Source organism: SAR86 cluster bacterium, from assembly GCA_023703575.1.
Taxonomy (GTDB): Bacteria; Pseudomonadota; Gammaproteobacteria; order Magnimaribacterales; family Magnimaribacteraceae; genus Magnimaribacter.
This window is the reverse complement of sequence record CP097969.1, coordinates 966,238-989,643: the sequence shown is the minus strand read 5'-3', so window position 1 is coordinate 989,643 and position 23,406 is coordinate 966,238. Positions and strand designations below refer to the sequence as shown.

General features: G+C 36.7%; 20 protein-coding genes. 11 read left to right on the top strand and 9 right to left on the bottom strand.

Annotated elements, in window-relative coordinates; translation table 11 throughout:
* Nucleotides 1-6: 6 nt before the first annotated feature.
* Nucleotides 7-462, bottom strand: a complete 456-nt coding sequence (locus M9C83_04955) for a hypothetical protein (GenBank protein ID URQ66007.1) — start codon at nt 460-462, stop codon at nt 7-9.
* Nucleotides 463-593: 131 nt separating this feature from the next.
* Between M9C83_04955 and M9C83_04950 the strand changes: the two genes are divergently transcribed.
* Genes M9C83_04950 through M9C83_04920 form a run of 7 tightly spaced genes read left to right on the top strand, consistent with a single transcriptional unit; the run spans nt 594 to nt 8,170 of the window.
* Entirely contained in the window at nt 594-1,808 is a 1,215-nt protein-coding gene (locus M9C83_04950; GenBank protein URQ66006.1) for a right-handed parallel beta-helix repeat-containing protein, read from the top strand.
* Between the two features lie 5 nt (nt 1,809-1,813).
* Nucleotides 1,814-2,851 carry a hypothetical protein gene (locus M9C83_04945; protein URQ66005.1) on the top strand — a complete coding sequence of 346 codons (1,038 nt, stop codon included), beginning with the start codon at nt 1,814-1,816 and terminating at the stop codon, nt 2,849-2,851.
* On the top strand, nt 2,852-3,997 hold the full coding sequence (locus M9C83_04940) for an efflux RND transporter periplasmic adaptor subunit (GenBank protein ID URQ66004.1): 1,146 nt from the start codon (nt 2,852-2,854) through the stop codon (nt 3,995-3,997).
* Between the two features lie 13 nt (nt 3,998-4,010).
* Nucleotides 4,011-4,685, top strand: coding sequence for an ABC transporter ATP-binding protein (locus M9C83_04935; protein ID URQ66003.1), 675 nt, complete (start codon nt 4,011-4,013; stop codon nt 4,683-4,685).
* On the top strand, nt 4,685-5,836 hold the full coding sequence (locus M9C83_04930; protein URQ66002.1) for an FtsX-like permease family protein: 1,152 nt from the start codon (nt 4,685-4,687) through the stop codon (nt 5,834-5,836). The genes M9C83_04935 and M9C83_04930 overlap by 1 nt, the downstream gene beginning before the upstream one ends.
* Complete coding sequence (locus M9C83_04925) at nt 5,836-6,984, top strand: ABC transporter permease (GenBank protein URQ66001.1); 1,149 nt, start codon at nt 5,836-5,838, stop codon at nt 6,982-6,984. Before M9C83_04930 ends, M9C83_04925 begins: the two co-directional genes overlap by 1 nt.
* 1 nt (nt 6,985) lies before the next feature.
* A complete protein-coding gene (locus M9C83_04920; GenBank protein ID URQ66000.1) occupies nt 6,986-8,170 on the top strand; it encodes an ABC transporter permease in 1,185 nt (394 codons plus the stop codon).
* Here M9C83_04920 and rraA read toward each other — a convergent pair.
* The gene (rraA, locus tag M9C83_04915; protein URQ65999.1) at nt 8,167-8,649 is read right to left on the bottom strand and encodes a ribonuclease E activity regulator RraA; all 483 of its coding nucleotides are present in this window, start codon (nt 8,647-8,649) and stop codon (nt 8,167-8,169) included. The two genes, M9C83_04920 and rraA, sit on opposite strands and share 4 nt — an antisense overlap.
* 12 nt (nt 8,650-8,661) lie before the next feature.
* Nucleotides 8,662-10,377, bottom strand: coding sequence for an amidohydrolase family protein (locus M9C83_04910; GenBank protein ID URQ65998.1), 1,716 nt, complete (start codon nt 10,375-10,377; stop codon nt 8,662-8,664).
* Between the two features lie 117 nt (nt 10,378-10,494).
* Between M9C83_04910 and M9C83_04905 the strand changes: the two genes are divergently transcribed.
* Together M9C83_04905 and M9C83_04900 are read left to right on the top strand one after the other, a co-directional pair.
* A complete protein-coding gene (locus M9C83_04905) occupies nt 10,495-11,697 on the top strand; it encodes a beta-lactamase family protein (protein ID URQ65997.1) in 1,203 nt (400 codons plus the stop codon).
* A 177-nt stretch (nt 11,698-11,874) separates the two neighbouring features.
* Complete coding sequence (locus M9C83_04900; GenBank protein ID URQ65996.1) at nt 11,875-12,621, top strand: bacteriorhodopsin-like; 747 nt, start codon at nt 11,875-11,877, stop codon at nt 12,619-12,621.
* Nucleotides 12,622-12,695: 74 nt separating this feature from the next.
* On the opposite strand, the gene M9C83_04895 is transcribed toward M9C83_04900, so the two are convergent.
* Nucleotides 12,696-14,141 (bottom strand): YdiU family protein, encoded by a 1,446-nt coding sequence (locus M9C83_04895; protein ID URQ65995.1) that lies wholly within the window; start codon nt 14,139-14,141, stop codon nt 12,696-12,698.
* A gap of 127 nt (nt 14,142-14,268) precedes the next feature.
* On the opposite strand from M9C83_04895, the gene M9C83_04890 reads away from it, so the two are divergent.
* Complete coding sequence (locus M9C83_04890) at nt 14,269-15,123, top strand: TauD/TfdA family dioxygenase (GenBank protein URQ65994.1); 855 nt, start codon at nt 14,269-14,271, stop codon at nt 15,121-15,123.
* Here M9C83_04890 and M9C83_04885 read toward each other — a convergent pair whose 3' ends face one another.
* Genes M9C83_04885 through M9C83_04865 form a run of 5 tightly spaced genes read right to left on the bottom strand, consistent with a single transcriptional unit; the run spans nt 15,124 to nt 21,753 of the window.
* The gene (locus M9C83_04885) at nt 15,124-16,479 is read right to left on the bottom strand and encodes a pyruvate carboxylase subunit B (GenBank protein URQ65993.1); all 1,356 of its coding nucleotides are present in this window, start codon (nt 16,477-16,479) and stop codon (nt 15,124-15,126) included.
* A gap of 26 nt (nt 16,480-16,505) precedes the next feature.
* Nucleotides 16,506-16,883 carry a rhodanese-like domain-containing protein gene (locus M9C83_04880; protein URQ65992.1) on the bottom strand — a complete coding sequence of 126 codons (378 nt, stop codon included), beginning with the start codon at nt 16,881-16,883 and terminating at the stop codon, nt 16,506-16,508.
* Nucleotides 16,884-16,899: 16 nt separating this feature from the next.
* A complete protein-coding gene (locus tag M9C83_04875) occupies nt 16,900-17,580 on the bottom strand; it encodes a hypothetical protein (protein ID URQ67396.1) in 681 nt (226 codons plus the stop codon).
* 53 nt (nt 17,581-17,633) lie between these two features.
* Nucleotides 17,634-18,869 carry a ribonucleotide-diphosphate reductase subunit beta gene (locus M9C83_04870; GenBank protein ID URQ65991.1) on the bottom strand — a complete coding sequence of 412 codons (1,236 nt, stop codon included), beginning with the start codon at nt 18,867-18,869 and terminating at the stop codon, nt 17,634-17,636.
* 16 nt (nt 18,870-18,885) lie between these two features.
* A complete protein-coding gene (locus M9C83_04865) occupies nt 18,886-21,753 on the bottom strand; it encodes a ribonucleoside-diphosphate reductase subunit alpha (GenBank protein ID URQ65990.1) in 2,868 nt (955 codons plus the stop codon).
* A 193-nt stretch (nt 21,754-21,946) separates the two neighbouring features.
* Here M9C83_04865 and glpK point away from each other — a divergent pair, with 193 nt between their 5' ends.
* A complete protein-coding gene (gene glpK, locus M9C83_04860; GenBank protein URQ65989.1) occupies nt 21,947-23,401 on the top strand; it encodes a glycerol kinase GlpK in 1,455 nt (484 codons plus the stop codon).
* Nucleotides 23,402-23,406: the final 5 nt, after the last annotated feature.

The following is a 23,406-nucleotide window of genomic DNA, read 5'->3' as shown; positions in this document are numbered from 1 at the left end:
CGTTACCTATATTTTCATTCTTTCTTTTTCTACCAACTCAACAAAGTCTTCTGGAAAGGTGGGCGATACCCATGTCCATATCTCTAAATTTTTTTGATCTTTTAAAAGCGTTCTAAAAGAGGAGAGCATTGCTGACCATTCTGATTCATCGAGCATTCCAATAGTGTATTGATAGTGTTGGCTTTGTCTTGCTCTAAGTATCGCTGAAAAGTGGGTTAAGTAAGCTGCATCTTCTTCTTCAGTGAGCTCTTCTCCTTTTCTCAGTTTTACTTTAATTTCAATTAGTCTTTTATTCAGGCCCGCTAATGTAAGTTTTTGGTGGCTATCTGCAATATTCTGCCTTGCATTTGCTCTAGCTACTCTATTTTGCTCTTTTAACTCTGTTACAAGAAAGTAGACAGTAACTAATACTGTAAATGGTCCAACAGTTTGCAAAATTATTATTATTGTCTCAAAGTTCATATTATCTAATCCTTACTTTTACAAACTTTATCAGGAAAATAGAAATAAAAAAGTTCTGTAAATTTTATAACTCATAACTTTTATATAAATCTACTATAATTAACATATAAATATTGTAAAAATGGGGAAAAATGCAAAATTTCTTTCTATTCTTCTTACTTAGTGTCTCTTCTTTTGCCTTGGAAGCAAGACAACTTTTGCTTGGTCCAAGCGAGAATTCTTCCGAGAAAATACAAGAAGCGCTCATAGAAATGCAACCTGGTGATGTGCTTACCTTGGAGCCTGGAGAATATTTTTTTGAGGATGGTATTTCTTTAGATATTGATGATGTTATTTTTGAGGGATCTGGAATAAACGACACAATATTAAACTTTGGAAATCAAATATCTGGAGCTCAAGGTCTTTTAGTTACTTCTGACAGAGTTACTCTTCGAGACTTTGCCATTTTGGATGCTACAGGAGATGCTATTAAGGTAATTGGAGCTGACGGAATAAATATGATTCGTCTACGAACGGAATGGACTGGCGGACCAAAGGAAACTAATGGAGCCTATGGGTTTTATCCTGTCGAGTCGCAAAATGTCCTTATAGACGGTTGTGTGGCCATAGGGGCCTCAGATGCGGGCATTTACGTTGGACAGTCTAGGAACATAATCGTCAAAAATAGTATTGCACAATATAATGTGGCTGGAATAGAGATAGAAAATTCTTATTACGCGGATGTATTTGATAATTTAGCTTCACATAATACAGGAGGGATCTTGGTGTTTGATCTTCCTGATTTACCCCAACAAGGTGGTCATAATGTAAGAGTCTTTAGAAATAAAGCTATTAATAATGATACAGATAACTTTGCTCCAGAAGGCAACATAGTCGGAGAAGTGCCAAGGGGCACTGGAATAATAATTCAAGCTAATTCTGATGTTGAAGTATTTGATAATGACATATACGGAAATGGCACTGTGAATCTCTCGATAGTCACTTATGGTTATGCAACTGACGATGAAAACTATAATCCTCACCCTAAGTCCATTCAGATTCACGGAAATAGATTTGGTGACGGCGGTTTTGATCCAGATATAGATACGGGAGAACTTGCAGCAATACTATTTGAACTCTCTGATGGAAACATGCCCGATATATTTTGGGATGGGATCCTGCCAATGAACCAAATCATATTCGGACAACCCGATGATGAACGACTTGTTATTTCAAATAATGGAGATGCAACTTTTTTAACACTTAATCCAATCAAATATATCCTTCCTTTTTTTGATCCAGTAGAGAGAGATATAAAAGCCTATGAAGGGAAAGTTAGGCCCTTACCAGAGGTGATTTTGAATTAAGAGCTATGAAAAAATTGACATTATTTTTTCTAATAACTTTTACTATAAATTTTCTGTATGCTATTGAAAATGAAATAATTTTGCAGGAAAAATTTCCTAAAAAACTATCAGAATTTTCATTCTTTAAAGATTCTCAAGCTCAAATCCCGTCTGAAAGAGTTGTTCCATATGAGTTAATTTCTTCACTTTTTTCTGACTACTCATATAAACAAAGATGGGTATATATACCAGAGGGTAAAAAGGCATCCTTTAGAAAAGATCAGGTATTTAACTTTCCTGTAGGATCAGCTTTGATCAAAACCTTTTATTATCCAGTTGATGAAAGAAATTTATCCCTTGGAAAGAGACTTATGGAGACAAGATTGTTACTTAGAAAGCAAACAGGCTGGGAAGCTGTATCTTACGCTTGGAATGATGAACAAAATGAGGCATTTATAAAAAAAGCCGGCAAAACAATCCTTAATGAATGGATAGATTTTGAAGGGGAGAAGCGATCAGTAAGATACAGAGTACCTAATAAAAATCAGTGTAAAGAATGTCATTCTTATAATGATGCCGTAATGCCAATTGGACCAAAAGCAAGGAATCTCAATAAAGTATTTGATTATCAAGACGGATCAATTAATCAATTAACTAAATGGATGAGACTTGATTACATAGATGGTATTGAAATTGATCTTAATACACCTGTAGATTGGAGTGACCAAACTTATTCTTTGGACGACAGAGTTAGATCTTATTTAGATATTAATTGTGGCCATTGTCATATTTCAACGGGAGGGGCTAACTCTACTGGACTTTACTTAGATTTAACTGAAAGTCGACCTAAGCATTTAGGAATTAATAAAAAGCCAGTTGCTACAGGAAGGGGAAGTGGAGGACATAAGTTTTCCATTGCACCTGGAAATTCTAGAGAATCTATACTTTTGCATAGAATGATTTCAACTGATCCCGGAGTCATGATGCCAGAGTCTGGTAGATCCTTAATGCATCATGAGGCTGTTGAGCTCATAGAGAAGTGGATTGATAATATGGATACTTAGATGAGTGATAGAGAAAATTTACTCAATAACTTAAAGATAGATAGATCTGCTCCTCCTGCAGCTGGAGGACAACAGTCTAGTAAACTATATTTACTTGCCATATCTGTTCTGATCGTAGGCCTTTTTTGGTGGTTATTTTTATCAGATGATGAACTTAAAGAAGTGACTACTTTCACAGTTAAGTCTCTTGAAATGTCAGATGCTTCAGCTACAAGTATTCTTGATGCCTCAGGCTATGTAGTCGCTAGAAGGAGGGCAACAGTTTCTTCTAAAATGACTGGAAAGGTTATGAAGGTATTTATTGAGGAAGGTATGTATGTTGAGGAAGGTCAAATATTAGCTCAACTCGACGATAGTACAATGCAAGCTGATTTGAATTACTCACAGTCGCAACTCAATGAAGCTAAGCGAATATTTAATCGAACTCAGGAATTGGCAAAAGATGAGCTAGCTAGTCAAGCCGCTTTAGATGCAGCTAGGGCTTCTGTAGAGGGTTTAGAGGCCTTGAATGCTATTAGGAAGCAAGTTGTGCAAGATATGAAAATATTAGCTCCATTTAGTGGAGTGGTTGTATACAAAGCAGCTCAGCCAGGCGAAATGATATCTCCAGTCTCAGCTGGAGGCGGATTTACTAATACAGGTATCTGTACAATTGTTGACATGGATTCTCTTGAAGTTGAAGTAGATGTAAATGAAGCCTTCATAAATCGAGTAAAGCCAGGCCAACCTGTCATAACAAATTTAAATGCATATCCTAAATGGGACATACCATCTGAAGTTATAGCAATTATTCCTACGGCTGATAGAAACAAAGCAACCGTAAAAGTTAGAATTGCTCTTCTTGAAAAGGATGAAAGGGTTCTCCCCGATATGGGCAGTAGAGTGTCTTTCTTGAGGAAAGTAGAAAATAAAAGCCCTGAAATTGTTAAAGAGGGTGTAATGATTCCTTTAGCAGCTGTGGCTATTAAAGATGATCAGTCAGTTGTTCAAGCGCTCGAAGGATCAAAAATTCGGCTCACAAAAGTAGAGGTTGCCGAAGAAACTGCAAATTATGCAAGAGTAATAGATGGTCTGAAATCAGGAATGACTGTGGTAGCGATATTTGATAATGAATTAGAAAACAATCAACAAGTAATAATAAAATAAAAAAGAGGTAATCATGTCTAACTTAATTGAGGTTCAGTCCGTAAATAAAACATACGAAAGAGGAAGAGAAACGCTTGTTGTATTAGACGACCTTAGCTTAGAGGTACCCAAAGGGGATTTTCTTGCTCTTATGGGGCCTTCTGGTTCGGGAAAATCAACCCTTTTAAACCTTATAGGTGGACTTGATTCACCCACTTCTGGACAGGTTGTTGTCAATGGAGAGCACCTCGAACAAATGAGCCCATCTGGCTTAAGTGACTGGAGAGCAACTAATATAGGTTTTATTTTTCAATTCTATAATCTTCTTCCAGTTTTAACTGCCAATAAAAATATAGAGATCCCTCTTCTCTTAACCAATCTTTCTAGCTCTCAAAGAAAGGAACATGTGACTACAGCTCTTGATGTTGTCGGTCTTTCTGATAGAGGAGGTCATAAGCCTAATGAGCTTTCTGGCGGGCAACAACAAAGAGTGGCAATTGCTAGAGCGCTTGTTTCAGATCCTGGCATATTGGTTTGTGACGAGCCAACAGGTGACCTGGACCGAGATACTGCTACTGAAATATTAGAACTCTTGCAGATATTAAACCGCGACCATGGCAAAACCATCTTAATGGTGACTCATGATCCAGTAGCTGCTGAATCCGCCAAGAGGACTTTACATTTAGACAAAGGAAAACTGACATCTTAATGTATTGGACCTTAGTAAAGATAGGATTAATAAGAAAAAGACTAAGAACTTTTTTGACAATAATGTCTATGTTTATTGCATTCGTACTGTACGGATCCTTAAATACCCTTTCTGGCCTTTTTACAGGTTCTATAGAGGGCCTTTCTGCGGATAACATAATAGTTATGCCTAGATACAATATGCTTGGAAAACTGCCTTATTCTCACGTTAATTACATAGAAACACTAGAAGGCGTTGAGGAAGTGATGTACATGGATTTTCTTATATCAGATAGCATAGAAAGTATGATGGAAGGAGTCGCTTATGCCGTTAGCCCAAATTTTTTCGATGTATATGATAGATTTGAAGCAACGGAACAAGCCATACTTGCTTTAAAAAGTAATCCAAATGCCACAATAGTTGGTCAGTTGATGGCAGATCAGAAGGGTCTAAAAATAGGAGATAGATTAAACACAGAATCATCATCGCTAAATATAGATGGAACTTACAATTGGTCCTTTGAGGTTGTGGGATTTTACACAGCAAAACAAATTAAAGGAGATGAGTTAGGAGCGATAATTAATTGGCCTGCTTTTGATGAAGCTAGAATGAGTGAAAAGGGAACTTTAGGCACGATTATGGTCAAAGCTACTTCCCCTGAAGTGGGTGAAAAAATTTCCAAACAAATTGATGAGCAGTTCATGAATTCTTCTTATGCTACAAGATCAGGTCCTGAATCAATGATTGCAGTCGAAATGGCAGGAGAAATTGCAGATGTTGAATTAATTGTGAATTCAATACTGTTATCTGTATTTTTTACCATATTGCTGGTTTCCTCAAATACGCTTGCTCAATCTATAAGAGAAAGAACAAGCGACATAGGAGTGCTTAAGTGCCTTGGTTATAAAGACAATATTATTTTTATCTCGGTCATTTTAGAAGCTGTCACAATTTGTTTCTCTGCTGTACTGATGGGTTTATTGGTTACAGCTTTAATTATTCCGGCCATAGAAATAATGTCGGGTGGTATATTGGAAGATACAGTTTCTATATCGCTAGAAATAGTTTTAGGTGGTTTCCTGATAGGATTATTAATTGCACTCATGTCTGCTGTTGTTCCAGCTTATCAAGCCTTGCGCTTAAGAGTTGTAGATGCACTTAGGGAGGGATAATGAAATATTGGATGATCGTTAAATCAGGCATAAATCGTAAAAAGATTAGAACTTTTATGACTATTTTTTCAATCGCCACTGCATTCTTGTTGTTTTCTTTGGGAAGATCAGTTGCCGTAGCTTTTAATAGTGAGGTAGATTTTGCCGGACAAGATAGACTCATAGTTGTGTCTCGGCTTGCTTTTACTGAATCTCTTCCAATGGCTCATAAAAATAGAATAGAAATGGTAGAAGGTGTAGATACTGTTGTTTGGCGTCAATGGTTTGGAGGTACTTACAAAGAAAGACAAAACTTTTTTCCAAAATGGCCTGTTCCAGATAATTATTTTGATGTTTATCCTGAATGGGAGTTGAGTGAAGGAGCGCAAGAAGCCTTTTCACGAAACATTACAGGGATGATCGTCGGGAAAGATTTAGCTGATCAGTTTGGATGGAAAATAGGAGATAGGATTCCTATTATTGCTGACATATGGCCTAAGAAGGGCGGAGGTGTTTGGGAGTTTGATCTTGTGGGCACATATATAAATAACACCAGTGGCGAACAAGATGAAGCATTTATTAATTGGAAATATTTTGATGAGGCTAGACTTTACGAAACGGGTAGACCTGGTAACTATATAGTGAAAATAAAAAATCCAGAGCAGGCTGAATCTATTGCAAAGGAGATAGATGAGCTATTTAAGAACTCTTTAGATGAAACAAAGACGTCTACAGAGGAAGCTTTCAGTCGTATGTTTGCTGAACAAATTGGAAATATAGGCTTAATTATTAATTCAGTTTTGGCTGCTTCTTTTTTCACAATCCTTTTATTAACAGGAAATACTATGAGCCAGGCAGTTAGAGAGAGAACTCCCGAACTAGGTGCATTGAAGGCAGTCGGTTTTCCTGATCGATTAATAATGCTCTTTGTCTTAGCAGAGTCTTTCTTGTTGTGTGTAGCTGGAGCGATAATAGGAGTTTTGATAGCTTATCTATTGTTCCCTATGTTTTCTGGAGTGGCCATAGGTTTTTCAGGAGAGATAGAGTTTTCTATATCTATTGTAATAAGTGCAATCTTAGTTGCTTTTATCACTGCTTTAATATCAGGAGTTTTACCGGCTCTTTCGGCTATGAGATTAAACGTGGTCGATGCTTTGAGGAAAAATTAATATGAGTTTTATTAGGCAAGTATTATTGGTTACAAATATGAATTTACGCTCTGTTCTAGAAAGATCAGGTTCTTCACTAGTGATCATTGTGGGGATAGCTGGGTCGGTAGCTGTCATGGTTTCCTTGTTAGCCATGGCTGAGGGCCTAAGTTCTACAATTTCTAGTACAGGAGAAAAGGATAGAGTAATTATTCTAAGAGATGGATCAAGTTCGGAGTTGAGCAGTGGAGTTGCTATGACAGAGCTTGATACTGTCTCTAGTTCTCCAGGTATTAAATCTATAGATGGCGAGCCAATGATTGCGGCCGAGTTATTTGCAATTATAGACCTTAAGAAAAAAGGTGCGGAATCGACATCAAACTTACCAATCAGAGGGGTTCAACCTGCAAGTTTTAGAATTCGTCCTGAAGTTAATATCATCGAGGGTAGAAACTTTACTACTGGAACAGCAGAAATAATAGTTGGAAAAGGAGCTAATAATCAATACGAAGGACTTGAGATTGGAGATCAGATTAAAGTAAGAGATAGTTTTGCCACAGTTGTAGGAATTTTTTCAAGTAATGGTGATGTTCACGAGTCAGAAATCTGGGCTGATTTAGCAACCGCTCAAGGCCTTTTCAGAAGGGGAGCCTCGGCATCAAGCATGATCTTAAAATTAGATTCTCCAGATTCATTCAATGAGGTTGGATTATTTGTGGAAAGTTACCCAAACTTAGAGCTCAAAGTTCAGTCTGAAAGTGACTTTTATGAAAATCAGTCCTCTGGAGCAGATTTGATTAAGGTTTTTGGCCAAGTAGTAGGTTACATAATGGCAATCGGTGCAGTTTTTGCAGCTTTAAATACCATGTATAGTGCTGTATCTACAAGATTGGTCGAGATAGGAACGCTCCGAGCTCTGGGATTTAAGGGCACTACCGTTCTACTTGCGCTACTGATAGAGGCTTTATTACTTGCCACGATTGGTGGTTTATTAGGAGGTGCTATAGCCTATATATTATTCAACGGATACACTGTTTCAACGCTAGCTGGCGCTTCTTTCTCCCAGACCGCATTTGCCTTTGCAGTTACAGGAGAGATCATTCAACAAGGACTCACCTTGGCATTACTTGTAGGTTTTATAGGTGGGGTGTTCCCCGCATGGAATGCCGCTAGAAGAGATATTACTGAAGCGTTAAGATCAATCTAAGAAAGATTTAACTCTTTTTTACTAAGCAAAAGTCCATTATTGTCTGCATAGACATAATCACCGCTTGAAAAAGTTAACCCGCCAAAGGAAATATCTACCCCTATTTTCCCTTGGTTTTTCTTTTCACTCCTGACTGGCATTGTACCAAGAGCTTGAACACCGAAATTAAGCTTACTCAGGACATCTATATCTCTGACGTAGCCATTTATCACAATTCCACTCCAATTATTCTTCACTCCAGCTTCTGCGATCATATCTCCTATTAATGCGACTGTAGTTATAGCATCTGCATCCACAACAAGAATTTTTCCTCCACCCTCAGAATTTAAAAGCTCTTTAACAAAGGAATTGTCATCAGGACATCGAAGCGTTTCAATTTTCCCCCAGAAAATTTCCTTACCTCCTAAGTTTTTAAGAATAGGGGAAAGGGCCTGAGCCTCTGGATTTGCATCAGACAAGTCGGGGGTGCTAAATGACATGGAAAGTCAGATTTATGCGCTAATTGCTTCAGCAGTTCTTTCGCCTCTTAAAACGGTTCCAGGAAGCTCGCCAGTAGCTTGATCATTCTTAAAAGTTACAACTCCACTCTTGATAGTTGCTATATATCCCCCCGCCTTTTGAATAATTCTTCTGCTGCCGGTTGGTAAGTCATGAACCATCTCAGGCTTGTATACACATAAATTTTCATGATCAATGATATTAATATCAGCTAGATAACCTTCTTTGATTTGTCCTCTATCCATTAAACCAAAGGTCTCTGCTGTCTCTTTAGTTTGTTTCCTTATGAGAAATTCCAGAGGAATCTTATCTCCTTTTACTCTATCTCTTGTGTAGTGAGCTATATTCCATGTCGGCATACTTGCATCGCATATAAGGCCACAGTGAGCTCCTCCATCGCTAAGGCCAGCAACAGAACTTTCAAACTCCATCATCATTTTGTATGTATCTAGATTATGGTCGGGATAAGGAGAAAAGGGTGCCCAAACAAAAGTTTTTCCTTCATTCTTGAGCAACTCATCGTACATTACTTCCATTACTGATTTACCTGAACTCTCTGCTATGCCAGCAATACTTTCTTCATATGAAGGTTCATAATCAGGTATCTCATTCATAGGAAATTGTTTATCAAATGACATCATTAGAGTGTAGATCATATGATTTTTATCAACTGCGGGCTCTTCAGAAAGAATCTTTTGTCTAAAAGATTCATCTTTCATAATAGCAACCTTTTCCTCTAAAGTTTTATCTGCTATCTCACCATAACTTGGATGTGCAATGAAAGGATGAACGGTAGACTCTAAACTAAAGAGCATTCCAGTGGGTCTGCCTGGAAATTGGGGTCTTATTTTTACACCCTTAGAAAAATTTTCTTCGCAATATTTCCAAGTCTCTACTGGGTTACCGCCTGTTTGAGCGTAAGTAAGTGTTCTATCAGACTTTTCTACAAATTCTTTAACCCAATCTAATTCTATGTCTTGATCCATCCAGTCTGAAACGATTTCTAAGGTGCCTTGACCAAGATCAGCTATGGTATTGGCAATTTTTCTCATTTCTTTTGCAGTGGCCTCTGTTCCAGGAACATACTCTCCAAATTTATCTCTATGAAGATATGTTCTAGAAGTACTAAATCCAAGGGCTCCAGCTTCAATTGCTTCTTTTGTGATCTTTGCCATTTCATTTATTTCTTCATCGGATGCTTCTTCTTTCCCTTGGCATCTGTCCATTCCCATAACATACGATCTAATTGGGCCATGTCCAATCATAGCTCCAATGTCCATTGCGTAATTCTTTTTACCAATAGAATCAAGATATTCAGGAAAGCTTTCCCAATCCCAACTGACTCCTTCATTCAATGCAACTCCTGGAATATCTTCTACACCTTCCATGAGTTGAACTAGAAATTCTTCGGTACCAGGTTTAACTGGAGCGAATCCCACTCCACAATTTCCCATTACCACAGTTGTAACCCCATGCCAGCAAGAGGGTGTCAAATATTCGTCCCAGCAAACTTGACCATCATAATGTGTATGAATATCTACCCAACCAGGAGTCACAAGGTTGCCTTCGGCGTCTATTTCTTTATTTCCTTTATCTTCAACAAGACCAATCTTTACTATGCGATCTCCTTTGATCGCTATATCGCCCATAAAAGAAGCCTCACCGCTTCCATCTACAATTTTTCCATTTCTAATAACTAAATCGTACATAAATACTATTCCCCAATAAATTTATTAACCATATTAATATTTTTTTTGTACACTTCAAATTAAATAGTGAATATTAATTAACTAATTCAGTTGAAATCCAATCAACTCGGAGGATTTATGAAAGTTGTTAAGCCTGAAACAGTAGGTTTAGATGCCACAGTTTTAAAAAACATAAGAGAATACTTAGACGAAACCTATGTAAAGGAAGGCAAGTATGTTGGAACCATGACGCTAGTTTCAAGAAAGGGCGAAGTGGCCTATTTAGATTCTCTTGGAATGATGGACAGGGAAAATAAAAAACCTATGCAAGAGGACACAATTTTTAGAATTTATTCAATGAGCAAGGCAATAACGAGTATCGCAATCATGCAATTACTTGAGAAGAGTAAATTTAGATTAGATGATCCGGTTTATTGGTATATTCCTTCATGGAAGAACCTTAGAGTTTATGAATCTGGAATCTATCCAAATTTTTTGACTTCAAAACCTAAAAGACACATGACTATAAGAGACCTTCTCAGTCATATGTCGGGGTTAACTTACGATTTTATGTATAGAACTAATGTAGATGCTGCTTATAGAAAAACAAAAGTACAGCAATCAGAAACTTTACAGGAATTTGTTGATACACTCTCTACAATCCCTCTTGAGTTTTCGCCAGGCGATAAATGGAATTATTCTGTTTCTACTGATGTTTTGGGGCATCTTGTAGAAGTTTTTTCTGGAATGAATCTTGAAGATTATTTTATGGAGTATATTTTTAAGCCTTTGGAAATGTCTGATACTAGTTTCTCTTGTCCAGAAGATAAAATTGATAGATTAGCCTCCTTGTACGAACATAATCCTAAAGGCCATCCAAGGTTATTAGAAATACCATTCCTAAATACAAAAATGGCTTCTGGAGGAGGGGGATTATTTTCTACCATGAGTGACTATCATAATTTCTGTCACATGTTATTGCATCAAGGGGAATTTAAGGGGAAGCGGTTGATAGGAAGAAAAACCTTAGAGTTGATGACTGCAAATCATTTACCAAATAATCAAGATTTGACCGAAATGAGTGAATCGGCCTTTAGTGAAACACCATATGCAGGAGTGGGTTTCGGACTTGGGTTTTCTGTGATGCTTGATCCTGCAAAATCTCAATCTTTAAGCGACATAGGAGAATTTGGCTGGGGCGGTGCGGCTAGCACAGTTTTTTTTATAAATCCCAAAGAAGATATGTTCGTAATATTCTTGACTCAATTACTTCCATCTTCAACCTATCAAGTTAGAAGAGAGTTAAGATCTCTAATCTATTCAGCCTTAAAACCAATCTAAATATTAATAAAATCTAATTTATTGACTTTGGGGACGTTTTCTGCATTTTTCTCGTTGTAATTAATGTCTGTAGATAGTATATTTTTAATGTCTATTTGCTTAATTGAACTTTAAACGTCGTTTAATTAAGATTAAATAGCTTTTGTACTCGAGATACATAAATAACGGGAGAGAAATATGAAATCTTTATTGATTCTATCAAGCATGATCGCAGCTCCTCTATTTGCCGCTTCAGGTGGTGATTTAGATTCTGACGATTTTGTTGGCGTTTCCTTTTGGCTAGTTACAGCTGCTATGGCGGCTGCTACGGTTTTTTTCTTTGCGGAAAGAAGCAATGTAGAAGGCAAATGGAAAACTTCATTAACAGTTGCAGGTTTAATCTGCGGTATAGCTTTTTGGCACTACCTATACATGAGAGGTGTTTGGGTTGATACTGGAGAAACACCTACAGTATTTAGATATATAGACTGGTTATTAACAGTACCACTGCAGATGGTCGAGTTCTACTTGATACTTGCAGCAGTCACAGTTGTTGCTGGATCTTTATTCTGGCAACTTTTACTTGGTTCACTAGTCATGTTAATTTTTGGTTACATGGGTGAAGCAGGTGTTATGGCAGCATTGCCAGCATTTATCATTGGAATGGCAGCATGGTTGTACATGATATATGTACTATACATGGGAGCAGGTAAAACTGTAGTTGCTACCACCAGTGCCTCTGTCCAAACAGCATACAATTCAATGCTATTGATCATAGTAGTTGGTTGGGCTATCTATCCTTTAGGTTATGTTTTTGGATACCTAATGGGTGCAGTGGATGCAGATACATTAAATTTAATTTATAACCTTGCTGATTTCATCAACAAAATCTTATTTGGTCTTGTGATTTGGAAGGCAGCTGTAGACGATAAGCAAACAGCTTAATTTAGTTTCTTATAAATTAGAAAGAGGGCCATTTTGGCCCTCTTTTTTTTATTTGTATAAACAAGAGAAATATTTTATGTCCCACAAAAGGTTCTCCTTATTTTTTCCTTTTCAAGAGGGGCTTGAGAGTAAGATACATATTCTGATACTTCTTTAAATGGATTTTTAAATACTTCTATCATCTCTAACATTTTTGAAAAGTCATTTTCGTAAGCTAGATCGATAGCGAATTGGACCTGATGATTTCTTGGAATATATACAGGATTAATTCGATCGAGATTCTCTGTTAAATTGGAGAGATCTTTATGCTCTTTTTTTAATGCTTGCTCCCAATGATTCAACCAGGCATTAATTTCTTTTTTCTCAGCAAATTGATTAAAAAATGCATCAGAGTCTTCAAAGAGGACTTTTGATAAGTTTCTGAAGGTAATAGTATAGTCTGCTTCATTGTCCATCATTATTTTAAGAAAATTCCTGAGTAAAGTTTGATTCTCTTTTTTTCTTCCATTTAATCCAATCTTTTCGCACATCAGATCAAGAATTCTTTGGTTAGTTTCTTTCGAAAAATTATCTAAGACCTCTGTGGCAAGTTCATTAGCTTTATCTGAATCTTTATCAATGAATGCAATAAGACAACCTGCGAGAGAGGCAAGGTTCCATGACGCAATGCTTGGTTGATTACCGAACGCATATCTTCCATTTTGATCTATTGAACTAAACACTTTTCCAGGGTGGTACTCATCTAAAAAAGCACATGGCCCATAATCAATAGTCTCTCCAGAAATGCTAAAATTATCAGTATTCATTACTCCATGTATAAACCCAACACTCATCCATTTTGATACGAGTTTAGATTGATTAGAAGCTACCCTTTTTAGAAGTTCAAGATAATGTTTCTCCGTTTCTCTTATTTCTGGATAATGTCTTTGTATAGCAAAATCAGCCAGCATCTTGACATCATTTAATTGTTGTCTGGAAGCAAAATATTCAAAGGTTCCCACTCTTAAGTGACTTTTAGCAATTCGTGTAAATACAGCTCCGGGTTCAAAAGTTTCTCTTGCAACATGTTCTCCTGTTGCTATTGCCGCAAGAGCTCTCGAAGTAGGAACTCCTAGATAGTACATTGCTTCGCTGAGAATATATTCTCTTATGACTGGTCCTAGAGCTGATCTACCATCTCCTTGCCTTGAAAACATAGTTTTTCCAGAGCCTTTTAACTGTAAATCATACGTTCCATCTTTATTATTGATTTCACCAAGCAAGACAGCACGACCATCCCCCAGTTGCTGAACAAAGTTTCCAAACTGATGCCCTGCATAATTCAATGCTATTGGAACTGAACCTTCTGGCAATTCATTACCAGAAAAGAAATTTAATACCTCTTCATTTCCTAATTTTATACCAAGTGAATCTGCCAGATCCTCATTGTAAATAAGTGTCTTTGGATTTTTTACTGGAGTTGGATTCACCACTTGATAAAATTCCTCTGGTAATCCTATGTAAGAATTTGAAAGTTTCATATATTTAATTCCAGAGTAGTAGTTTCATAAAATCAATTATTTTGTTTTCCGAAAGCTGAATATGTTAGTAGAATAATTACTGTGACCTATTTTAGATTAAGAATTACATAAATAAAGTGATACATGAATGAAAGTCGAACCACTAGATAGATCTTTTGGCGCAAAAGTCTCGGAATTATCTTTGCCCGATCTCAATAAAGATCAAGTTCAAGAGATTTATAAATTATGGCTTCAGTATGCCCTTTTAATTTTTCCACAGCAAAATTTAACCAATTCGCAGCAGATAGAATTTGCAAAAAATTTTGGTGCATTAGAGTTTGAACTTTCTCCAATAAGTAATGTTCGAAATGACGGCTCGATAAGAGATGCGAATGATGATGATATTGTTAAGTCATTAAAGGGCAATATGGAATGGCATCACGATAGTACCTATATGCCTATTCAGGCAAAAGGAGCCGTTTTTACAGCTCATAAAGTACCAAAAAAAGGAGGAGAAACAGGTTGGGCTGATATGAGAGCAGCCTATGAAGGACTCAGTGTCGCGATGAAGGAAAAAATTCAAGATTTATCAGCTTATCATTCATATGAATGGAGTCAAAAAGAAAGATTTGGACATAAAGATCCTAAAGTGAGTGAATTCAATAGTTATGGTTTCGATATTCATCCTAAGCCACTCAGACCATTAGTAAAAACTCATTCAGAGACAGGTCAAAAATGTTTAACAATAGGTAGACACATAAATAAGATTACGGGTATGTCAGATCAAGAGGCACAGGATCTAGCCAAAGAACTAGAAGAGTTTGCCTGTAGCAATGAAAACTGGGTTTATCATCACTCATGGCAAGTAGGAGATGCTGTAATCTGGGACAATAGGTGCTTGATGCACCAGGCAAGTATGTGGGATTTAAATGAGGGAAGGATTATGTATCATTCAAGAATTGAGGGAGATCCGATCTCAGAAGCTGCTTCAAACTATCTCTAGTCAAATATCTAACTCTTTGAAAAAAGGAAACGCGATATTTGGAAACATAATATAAGTTAACAGCATTTCGATCTTCTCACTTAAATCAGGTAATCCGTTATTACTGCATAAATCTCTCAATTCATTTGCCATAATGTCTAGTTCATTTTCATCATAACTATCACCATCAACACCTATTGATTCAGCTCTTCTCAAGAGGTCAGGTTCTATCTCTCCGGGCAGTTTTCCATATTTACCAAGAATTAGGTTTAGGGACTCATTTGATAAATTCTCATATCTTCTGCTGCTCATTATATTGAGGAGAGCTTGAGCCCCCACAATCTGCGATGCTGGCGTTACAAGAGGGGGATATCCAAAATCTTTCCTGACCTTAGGTATTTCATCTTTGACCAGATCTATCTTATCTTCTTGTTTGTTAGCTCTTAATTGAGATTCTAGGTTAGACAACATTCCTCCAGGAACTTGTTTTACCAACATTGAAGAGTCAACTCCCTTAAGATTTCCCTCAAATTCAGAATATTTATCTCTTATTTCTTTAAAAAATATAGATACTTCTTCTAAGGCACTTAAATCCAGATTTATTTGCTGCTGTTGATTTTCAAAAATTGCTAACATAGTTTCTGTTGCAGTATGACCATAAGTCATGCTTAAGGAGGATATAGAAGTATCGATATTATCTATTCCTGCTTCGATGGCCTTCATGTTTGTGGCAGTGGACATACCTGTAGTGGCATGTGTTTGCATATGGATTGGAATGGATAAGGTACTTTTTAAATTCTTTACTAGCACATAAGCATCAAAGGGTCTAAGTAGACCCGCCATATCTTTAATTGCCAGAGAATCTGCTCCGGCATCTTCTATTTTTTTTGCTAGATCTATCCAAGTATTCAAATTATGAACAGGACTTGTTGTATAAGCCATTGTTCCTTGTGCATGCTTACCTATTCTCTTTACTTCTCTGATTGTGAAATCAATATTTTCGAAATCATTTAACGCATCAAAAGTTCTGAAAATCTCTATCCCATTTTCTGCCGATTTTTCTAGAAAATTCGATACTACTCTGTTCGAGTAATGTTTGTAACCAACAAGATTTTGGCCACGAATTAGCATTTGCTGTGGTGTGTTCTTTAATAGAGAGTTAAAGGTTCTTAATCTTTCCCATGGATCTTCATTAAGGTATCTGATACAGGAATCATAAGTAGCTCCCCCCCAGGTTTCAAGCGACCAATAACCCACCTTATCTAAAGTTGGAAGAATTGAAACTAGATCTCTTAAAGGCACTCTTGTTGCCAATAAAGACTGTATACCATCTCTTAAGACTACCTCTGTTATACCTACCGTTTTAGAAGATTCCATATTGCGCGCAACTTATATTTTATCTTTTACTGAGGCTTATCAACAGCAAAGTTATTATTTACCCATTCGCTAAAGCCACCTGACATTGACTTAACATTTTTGTATCCCATTTTCTTAATATTTTCTCCAGCTAAGGCTGATCTAAATCCTCCTTGGCAATACAAAACTATTAGCTCATTTTTATCTGTTACAACGCTACTGATGTCTCTTTCAATGATCCCTTTACCGAGATGTGTTGCACCTGTAATGAATCCTTGTACCCACTCTCTATCCTCTCTTACATCTATTAAATAGAATTCTTTATTTTGTTCTAACATTGCATTAACCTGATAAATATCGCATTCTTCAACATTCTTCAGAGACGATTGCACAAGCTCCAAAAAGTTTAAGTCATGATCTTTCATATATTATCCATTTTTATTATTTCATCTTTTTTAAGTGATTTCTCAAAAAATAAGGTCTATTCGTAGTAATAGAGTCTACACCTTCTTTAAAGTAATACTCCGCATCATCTTTTGAGTTAACTGTCCAGACATGAACGGATTTATTAAAGTTCCTCAGCATTTTGATAAGTTCTTTATTAAATCTTTTATGATTTTGAGCTCCAAGACCATCTGCTCCTATTGATTGAATAATTTCCCCTATCTTACTCATCTTAATATTTTCATAATCGAAAGCTATTAATAAGTTACATTTTATATCTATATTATGTTCTTTAATGCGTCGTATAACTTCAGGATAAAAACTTATGATAGTTATTTGATCTAAAGCTACTTCCTGGCTCTCTATTTCTTGAAGTAAGTAGGGGACAATAATCTCCTTAGTTTTTACTTCTATAAACATATCTTTATCATGAGGAAGGATCGAAAAAACCTCTTTTATCTCAGGTATTTTTTCGGTTTTCCAATTCTTTCCAAAACCATAAGAACAATCTAAAGACCGTAGTTCTGTAAAAGTCACTTCATCTATATTTTTATCAAAGCCGGTTGTGCGCAAAGCCGATTTGTCATGGAAACAAACAATGCGCTTATCTGCAGTTAGCCTTACATCTAGTTCTATTCCATCAGCTTTCTGCTTAAAGGCCTCTCTAAAAGCTGATATGGAGTTTTCGGGTGCATCTTCTGATGCACCTCTATGAGCAATTATCTTTGTCTTTAGTCCCAGCTTAGAGCGCCACCTGTTTGATACTCGATGACTCTTGTTTCAAAGAAGTTCTTCTCTTTTCTTAGGTCCATGATTTCCGACATCCAAGGAAAAGGATTAGTTGCACCTTCGAACTCTTCTTCTAAACCTATTTGTACAAGCCTTCTATTAGCTATGAACTGAAGATACTCTTCCATCATGCCTGCATTCATACCAAGAATACCTCTTGGCATAGTATCCCTTGCATACTGTATCTCTAATTCTGCGCCTTCTAATATCATTTGTGCTGCTTCTTTTCGCATCTGCTCATCCCATAAATGAGGATTCTCTAATTTTATTTGGTTAATCATATCGATACCAAAGTTCAAATGCATAGATTCATCTCTTAAGATATATTGAAATTGCTCAGCAGTTCCAGTCATTTTATTTCTTCTACCCATTGATAGTATTTGCGTGAATCCACAATAAAAGAATATTCCCTCTAAGACGCAATAGAAAGCAATTAGATTTTTTAATAATAACTTATCGGTTTCCTCTGTTCCTGTTACAAAACCTGGAGTAGATATTTCTTTTGTGTATTTAAGGCCCCAAGAAGCTTTTTTTGCAACGCTTGGTATTTCTCTATACATATTGAATATCTCTCCTTCATCCATCCCTAGAGACTCAATACAATATTGGTATGCGTGTGTATGTATGGCCTCTTCAAAGCTTTGTCTCAATATATATTGTCTACACTCAGGATTTGTTATTAGACGATATATCGCGAGCACTAAGTTATTAGCAACTAGGGAATCTGCCGTAGAAAAGAACCCAAGGTTTCTCATAACTATAGTTCTTTCATCTTCTGTTAACCCTTCATTGGATTTCCAAAGAGCTATATCAGCAGTCATGTTTACTTCTTGCGGCATCCAGTGGTTGGCACTGCCATCAAGATATTTTTGCCAAGCCCAATCATACTTAAAAGGCACCAATTGATTTAAATCAGCCCTGCAATTTATCATAGCCTTGTCGTCCACTTGAACTCTTCCTGCAAGACCTTCTAACTCTTCTTCTCCTTCTTTTGTATCTAATAATTCAAGAGATTCTTTTGCTTGCTTCGCTCTAGTACCTGGCTCTGCTGGAATATGTTCTTCCATAGATTCATGAATTACTTCAGGATTAGCCTGCTCTAAAGATGGTTCTTCTTTAAGCATAGGTTGAGATTTTTTGGTTTCTTCAGGTTCTTTGTAATCGTCCCAATTTAACATTCTTTTCTCCTTATTTTTATTGACATGCATCGCAGTCAGGATCAAGCACTGAACATGCTGATGGTGCAGTCGTATTAGTTTGTAGTTGTACTTCAGGCTGAGCAGTTGCCGAAACCGCGTTTAGCTCTCCTGTTGATATAGTTGATTTTTCAGTTGTTGTTGCTGACCTAGAACGCAAATAATAGGTTGTTTTTAGACCTCTTAACCAGGCCATTCGATACATGATATCTAATTTCTTACCACTCGGTTCATCAATATATAGATTCAAAGACTGACTTTGATCTATCCATTTTTGTCTCCTACTTGCAGCATCAATTAACCATCTGGGTTCAATATCAAATGCTGTAGCATAGAGTTCTTTTACGCTGTCGGGGATCCTCGATATTCCTTTTACACTACCATCATAATACTTGAGATCATTTATCATTACTGAATCCCAAAGACCCAATTCCTTTAGGTTGTTAACCATAGGAATATTGGTAACCGTAAATTCCCCAGATAGATTGGATTTAACATATAAGTTTTGATAGGTGGGCTCTATTGATTGTGAAACCCCGGTAATATTAGCAATTGTTGCTGTTGGGGCTATGGCCATAACATTAGAATTTCTTATTCCTTGTTTTTTTACAGTTTTTCTTAGACTATCCCAGTCCATCGTTGAGCTTTCGTCCATGTCTAGATAGTCATCGCCTCTACTTTCTTTAAGAAGCTTTATTGAATCTATAGGTAGGATGCCTTGGCTCCATAGAGAACCTTCATAAGACTGATATGCGCCTCTTTCTTTTGCCAGATCACTCGAAGCTTTTATGGCGTAGTAACTTACCATTTCCATAGATCTGTCCGCAAAATCAACTGCCTCTTGTGAAGCATAAGGTGTTTGCAACATATAAAGAGCGTCATGGAAGCCCATTATCCCAAGACCGATAGGTCTATGTTTCATATTGGAAGTTTCTGCTGCCTTTACAGCATAAAAGTTGATATCTATGACGTTATCTAACATTCTTATAGCTGTATTAATTGTTTTTTCTAGCTTCTCCTCATCCATTTTTCCGTCTTTTATGTGATGAGTAAGATTGACTGACCCTAAATTGCAAACAGCTATTTCGTCTTGACTCGTGTTAAGAGTTATTTCGGTGCAGAGATTAGAAGAGTGAACAACCCCAGTATGCTGTTGAGGAGATCTCAAGTTACAAACATCCTTGAAAGTTATCCAGGGATGTCCCGTTTCAAACACCATGGAAAGCATTTTCTTCCAAAGTTCTTTTGCATCTACTTCTTTGAAGAACTGAATTTCTCCTGTTTGTGTCTGTGCTTCATATTCTTCATATCTTTTTTCAAAGTCCATACCATATAGATCATGAAGATCAGGAGTATCGCTTGGTGTGAATAATGTCCATTTTTTGTCTTCAGATACTCTTTTAAGGAATAAATCGGGAACCCAATTAGCCGTATTCATATCATGAGTTCTTCTTCTATCATCCCCTGTATTTTTTCTTAGCTCAACAAACTCCTCTATGTCTACATGCCAGGTTTCTAAGTAAGAACAAACAGCTCCTTTCCTCTTGCCTCCTTGGTTGACGGCAACTGCTGTGTCATTTACAACTTTTAGGAATGGAACTACTCCTTGAGATTTTCCATTTGTTCCTTTTATTTGTGATCCTAGTCCTCTAACTGGTGTCCAGTCATTTCCTAGTCCTCCTGCCCACTTTGAAAGCATTGCGTTATCTTGGATTGCTCCATAAATACCATGGAGATCGTCTGGAACTGTTGTTAAATAACAAGAAGATAGTTGAGAGTGCTTAGTACCTGAATTAAATAGAGTAGGGGTAGAGCTCATATAATCAAAACTAGATAGAAGATTATAAAATTCTATAGCTCTCTCTTCTCTTTTTTCTTCCCTGAGGGCTAGACCCATAGACACCCTCATAAAAAATACCTGAGGTAATTCATACCTTACTTCAGTATCATGAATGAAATATCTATCATAAAGTGTTTGAAGGCCTAAATAAGTGAAGTTAGTATCTCGCGTCGCATTGATGGCCTCTCCTAGTTTCTCTATATCCATTTCAAGCAATTCTGGATTGAGTATTTCGTTTTCTACTCCTTTTGCTATGAAGTTTCTTAAGGCTTGTGGATAGAGGTTCTCCATATCTTTTTGCGTTGCTTGCTTCTGCATCCCCAGATAGGAGAGCGCCTCGGTCCTAATATTATCGAGTAATATTCTTGCCGTTACGTATGTATAGTTTGGTTCTTGTTCTACTAGGGTTCGTGAAGTCATCACTAAAGAAGTTCTTGCATCTTCTTCTGTCACACCGTCATATAGGTTTTTGTTTGCTTCATCTATTATATTTTGAGCATTAGTTCCTTCTAATCCTTCACAAGCTTCTGTAACCATGGTCTCAAGATGCTTTATATCAAGAGTATCTTCATCTCCATTTTCAAGAGTAATATTTATACCCTCTTTTTCTTCCTTTTGCGGAGCTTCCTTTTGTCTGAGCTGCTTTCTTTCTTCTCTATACAGGACATAGGATCTGGCTACCTTCTGTTCTCCCGATCTCATTAATTCCAATTCCACTTGATCTTGAATTTCTTCTATGTGCAGAGTGCCTCCCGAAGGCATTCTCCGATTGAAAGTTTTAGTAACAGCATTAGCCAGTTCATTGACTTCGTTATGTATCCTTGTCGAGGCTGCTGCAGCTCCTCCCTCAACAGCCAAAAAAGCTTTCGTGATGGCGATGGCTATCTTTTCTGCATCGTAGGAAACTACTGAACCATTTCTTTTGATGACTCGCATTTGCCCTGGTGCAATGGCTGGTTTTGCTTCTTTTTGCCCTGTTTGCTTGTTTTTTTTGTCTTTCTCTTGAATTTGTGTAGATGATTCCATCTTTTTCCTTCTATTTCTGTTTTCTTCTTCTTATTCTAATATCCCTATATATTGTGTCTACTTTTGAATATAGACACAAGATACTGTGTTTTAACAAAAAACACAATACTATAAACACATAAATTTTCTGTTAATTTGCTGTGGATAACTATTTAGTAAGTTATTATTTATATATTGCGTTAAGGTAGGCTTCATGAAAGAAAAAATTATTTCTATTGACCAAGGAACCACAAGTACAAGATCTGTTTTGTATGACAAGAAGGGTAATTTTATTTGTTCTGTCCAACAAGAATTCAATCAATTTTTTCCAAATGATGGGTGGGTTGAACACAATCCTGAAGACATTTGGCAATCTGTTTTATCTACATTGCAGAAATTAGTTAAGGAAAGCGGAATAACGAGTTCCGAAATAGCTTCCATAGGTATAACTAACCAAAGAGAAACTACACTAATATGGAATAAAAAAACAGGTAATCCAATTCATAATGCTATCGTTTGGCAAGATAGAAGAACATCAGAATTCTGCAATGAATTAGTCTCCTACGAGGATATTATTCATAAAAAAACAGGACTCACTATCGACCCTTATTTCTCAGCAACAAAAATTCATTGGCTCTTAAATAATGTCGAAGGTTCAAGGGAACTCGCATTAAATGGAGACTTGCTATTTGGAACAATAGACACTTTTTTAATTTGGAAATTGACGGAAGGTAGATGCCATAAGACAGATATCACTAATGCCTCAAGAACTATGTTGTTCAATATAGCGGAACAGAAATGGGATGATGACTTATTGGATGTCTTTGAGATTCCAAGGCAAATTCTTCCCGAAGTCTGTGACAACGTATCAGATTACGGAATTACTGAAGTACTAGGTGGTGAAGTAAGCATAGGCGGGGTAGCTGGAGATCAACAAGCTGCATTAATTGGTCAATGTTGTTTCGATCCGGGGGATGTTAAAAGCACTTATGGAACTGGTTGTTTTATGATGGTAAATTCAGGAGATAAGATTTTATACTCTAAGAACAAATTGCTTTCAACTGTAGGTTATCGAATTGATGGCAAAATAACATATGCTTTAGAGGGCAGCATATTTGTTGCCGGTTCAGCAATACAGTGGTTGAGAGATGGATTGAATTTTTTTGAAGACTCCTTCGAAACTGAGGCGATGTCAAAAAAAGCCTCTTCAGATTCTAGGCTACTTGTAATTCCGGCGCTGACTGGATTAGGCGCTCCTTATTGGGATGCCGAAGCAAGAGGAGCCATATTTGGAATAACAAGAGATACTAGTAAAGAAGATATTACTAAAGCTACACTTGAATCAATATCTTTTCAGTCTAAAGATTTAGTTGAGGCTATGAAAAAAGACAATGCAACTTTTAAAAAATTAATGATTGACGGAGGAATGGTAAACAATAATTGGTTTTGTCAACAACTTGCAAATACTCTTCAAGTTGAAGTATCTCGCCCAGTAATTATTGAAACAACTTCTTTAGGTGCAGCCTTTCTAGCAGGACTAAAAGCAGAACTATTCGAAGATTTAAGTTCCTTAGAAGAAACTAAGGTTATAGATAAAGTCTTTTTACCCAATGCAGAAGAGGGCAGATATCAAGAGTGGAAGGCAGCAGTTAAAAAGATCTTATCTTAGTTAAG

Excerpts from the sequence above, each read along its gene's own strand:
- M9C83_04895 (URQ65995.1), bottom strand. The coding sequence starts at position 14,141 with ATGAAACTTTCAAATTCTTACATAGGATTACCAGAGGAATTTTATCAA.
- M9C83_04925 (URQ66001.1), top strand. The coding sequence starts at position 5,836 with ATGAAATATTGGATGATCGTTAAATCAGGCATAAATCGTAAAAAGATT.
- M9C83_04930 (URQ66002.1), top strand. The coding sequence starts at position 4,685 with ATGTATTGGACCTTAGTAAAGATAGGATTAATAAGAAAAAGACTAAGA.
- M9C83_04955 (URQ66007.1), bottom strand. The coding sequence starts at position 462 with ATGAACTTTGAGACAATAATAATAATTTTGCAAACTGTTGGACCATTT.
- M9C83_04905 (URQ65997.1), top strand. The coding sequence starts at position 10,495 with ATGAAAGTTGTTAAGCCTGAAACAGTAGGTTTAGATGCCACAGTTTTA.
- M9C83_04865 (URQ65990.1), bottom strand. The coding sequence starts at position 21,753 with ATGGAATCATCTACACAAATTCAAGAGAAAGACAAAAAAAACAAGCAA.
- M9C83_04870 (URQ65991.1), bottom strand. The coding sequence starts at position 18,869 with ATGTTAAATTGGGACGATTACAAAGAACCTGAAGAAACCAAAAAATCT.
- M9C83_04890 (URQ65994.1), top strand. The coding sequence starts at position 14,269 with ATGAAAGTCGAACCACTAGATAGATCTTTTGGCGCAAAAGTCTCGGAA.
- M9C83_04920 (URQ66000.1), top strand. The coding sequence starts at position 6,986 with ATGAGTTTTATTAGGCAAGTATTATTGGTTACAAATATGAATTTACGC.
- M9C83_04885 (URQ65993.1), bottom strand. The coding sequence starts at position 16,479 with ATGGAATCTTCTAAAACGGTAGGTATAACAGAGGTAGTCTTAAGAGAT.
- M9C83_04945 (URQ66005.1), top strand. The coding sequence starts at position 1,814 with ATGAAAAAATTGACATTATTTTTTCTAATAACTTTTACTATAAATTTT.
- M9C83_04900 (URQ65996.1), top strand. The coding sequence starts at position 11,875 with ATGAAATCTTTATTGATTCTATCAAGCATGATCGCAGCTCCTCTATTT.
- M9C83_04950 (URQ66006.1), top strand. The coding sequence starts at position 594 with ATGCAAAATTTCTTTCTATTCTTCTTACTTAGTGTCTCTTCTTTTGCC.
- M9C83_04935 (URQ66003.1), top strand. The coding sequence starts at position 4,011 with ATGTCTAACTTAATTGAGGTTCAGTCCGTAAATAAAACATACGAAAGA.
- M9C83_04910 (URQ65998.1), bottom strand. The coding sequence starts at position 10,377 with ATGTACGATTTAGTTATTAGAAATGGAAAAATTGTAGATGGAAGCGGT.
- glpK (URQ65989.1), top strand. The coding sequence starts at position 21,947 with ATGAAAGAAAAAATTATTTCTATTGACCAAGGAACCACAAGTACAAGA.
- M9C83_04880 (URQ65992.1), bottom strand. The coding sequence starts at position 16,883 with ATGAAAGATCATGACTTAAACTTTTTGGAGCTTGTGCAATCGTCTCTG.
- rraA (URQ65999.1), bottom strand. The coding sequence starts at position 8,649 with ATGTCATTTAGCACCCCCGACTTGTCTGATGCAAATCCAGAGGCTCAG.
- M9C83_04940 (URQ66004.1), top strand. The coding sequence starts at position 2,852 with ATGAGTGATAGAGAAAATTTACTCAATAACTTAAAGATAGATAGATCT.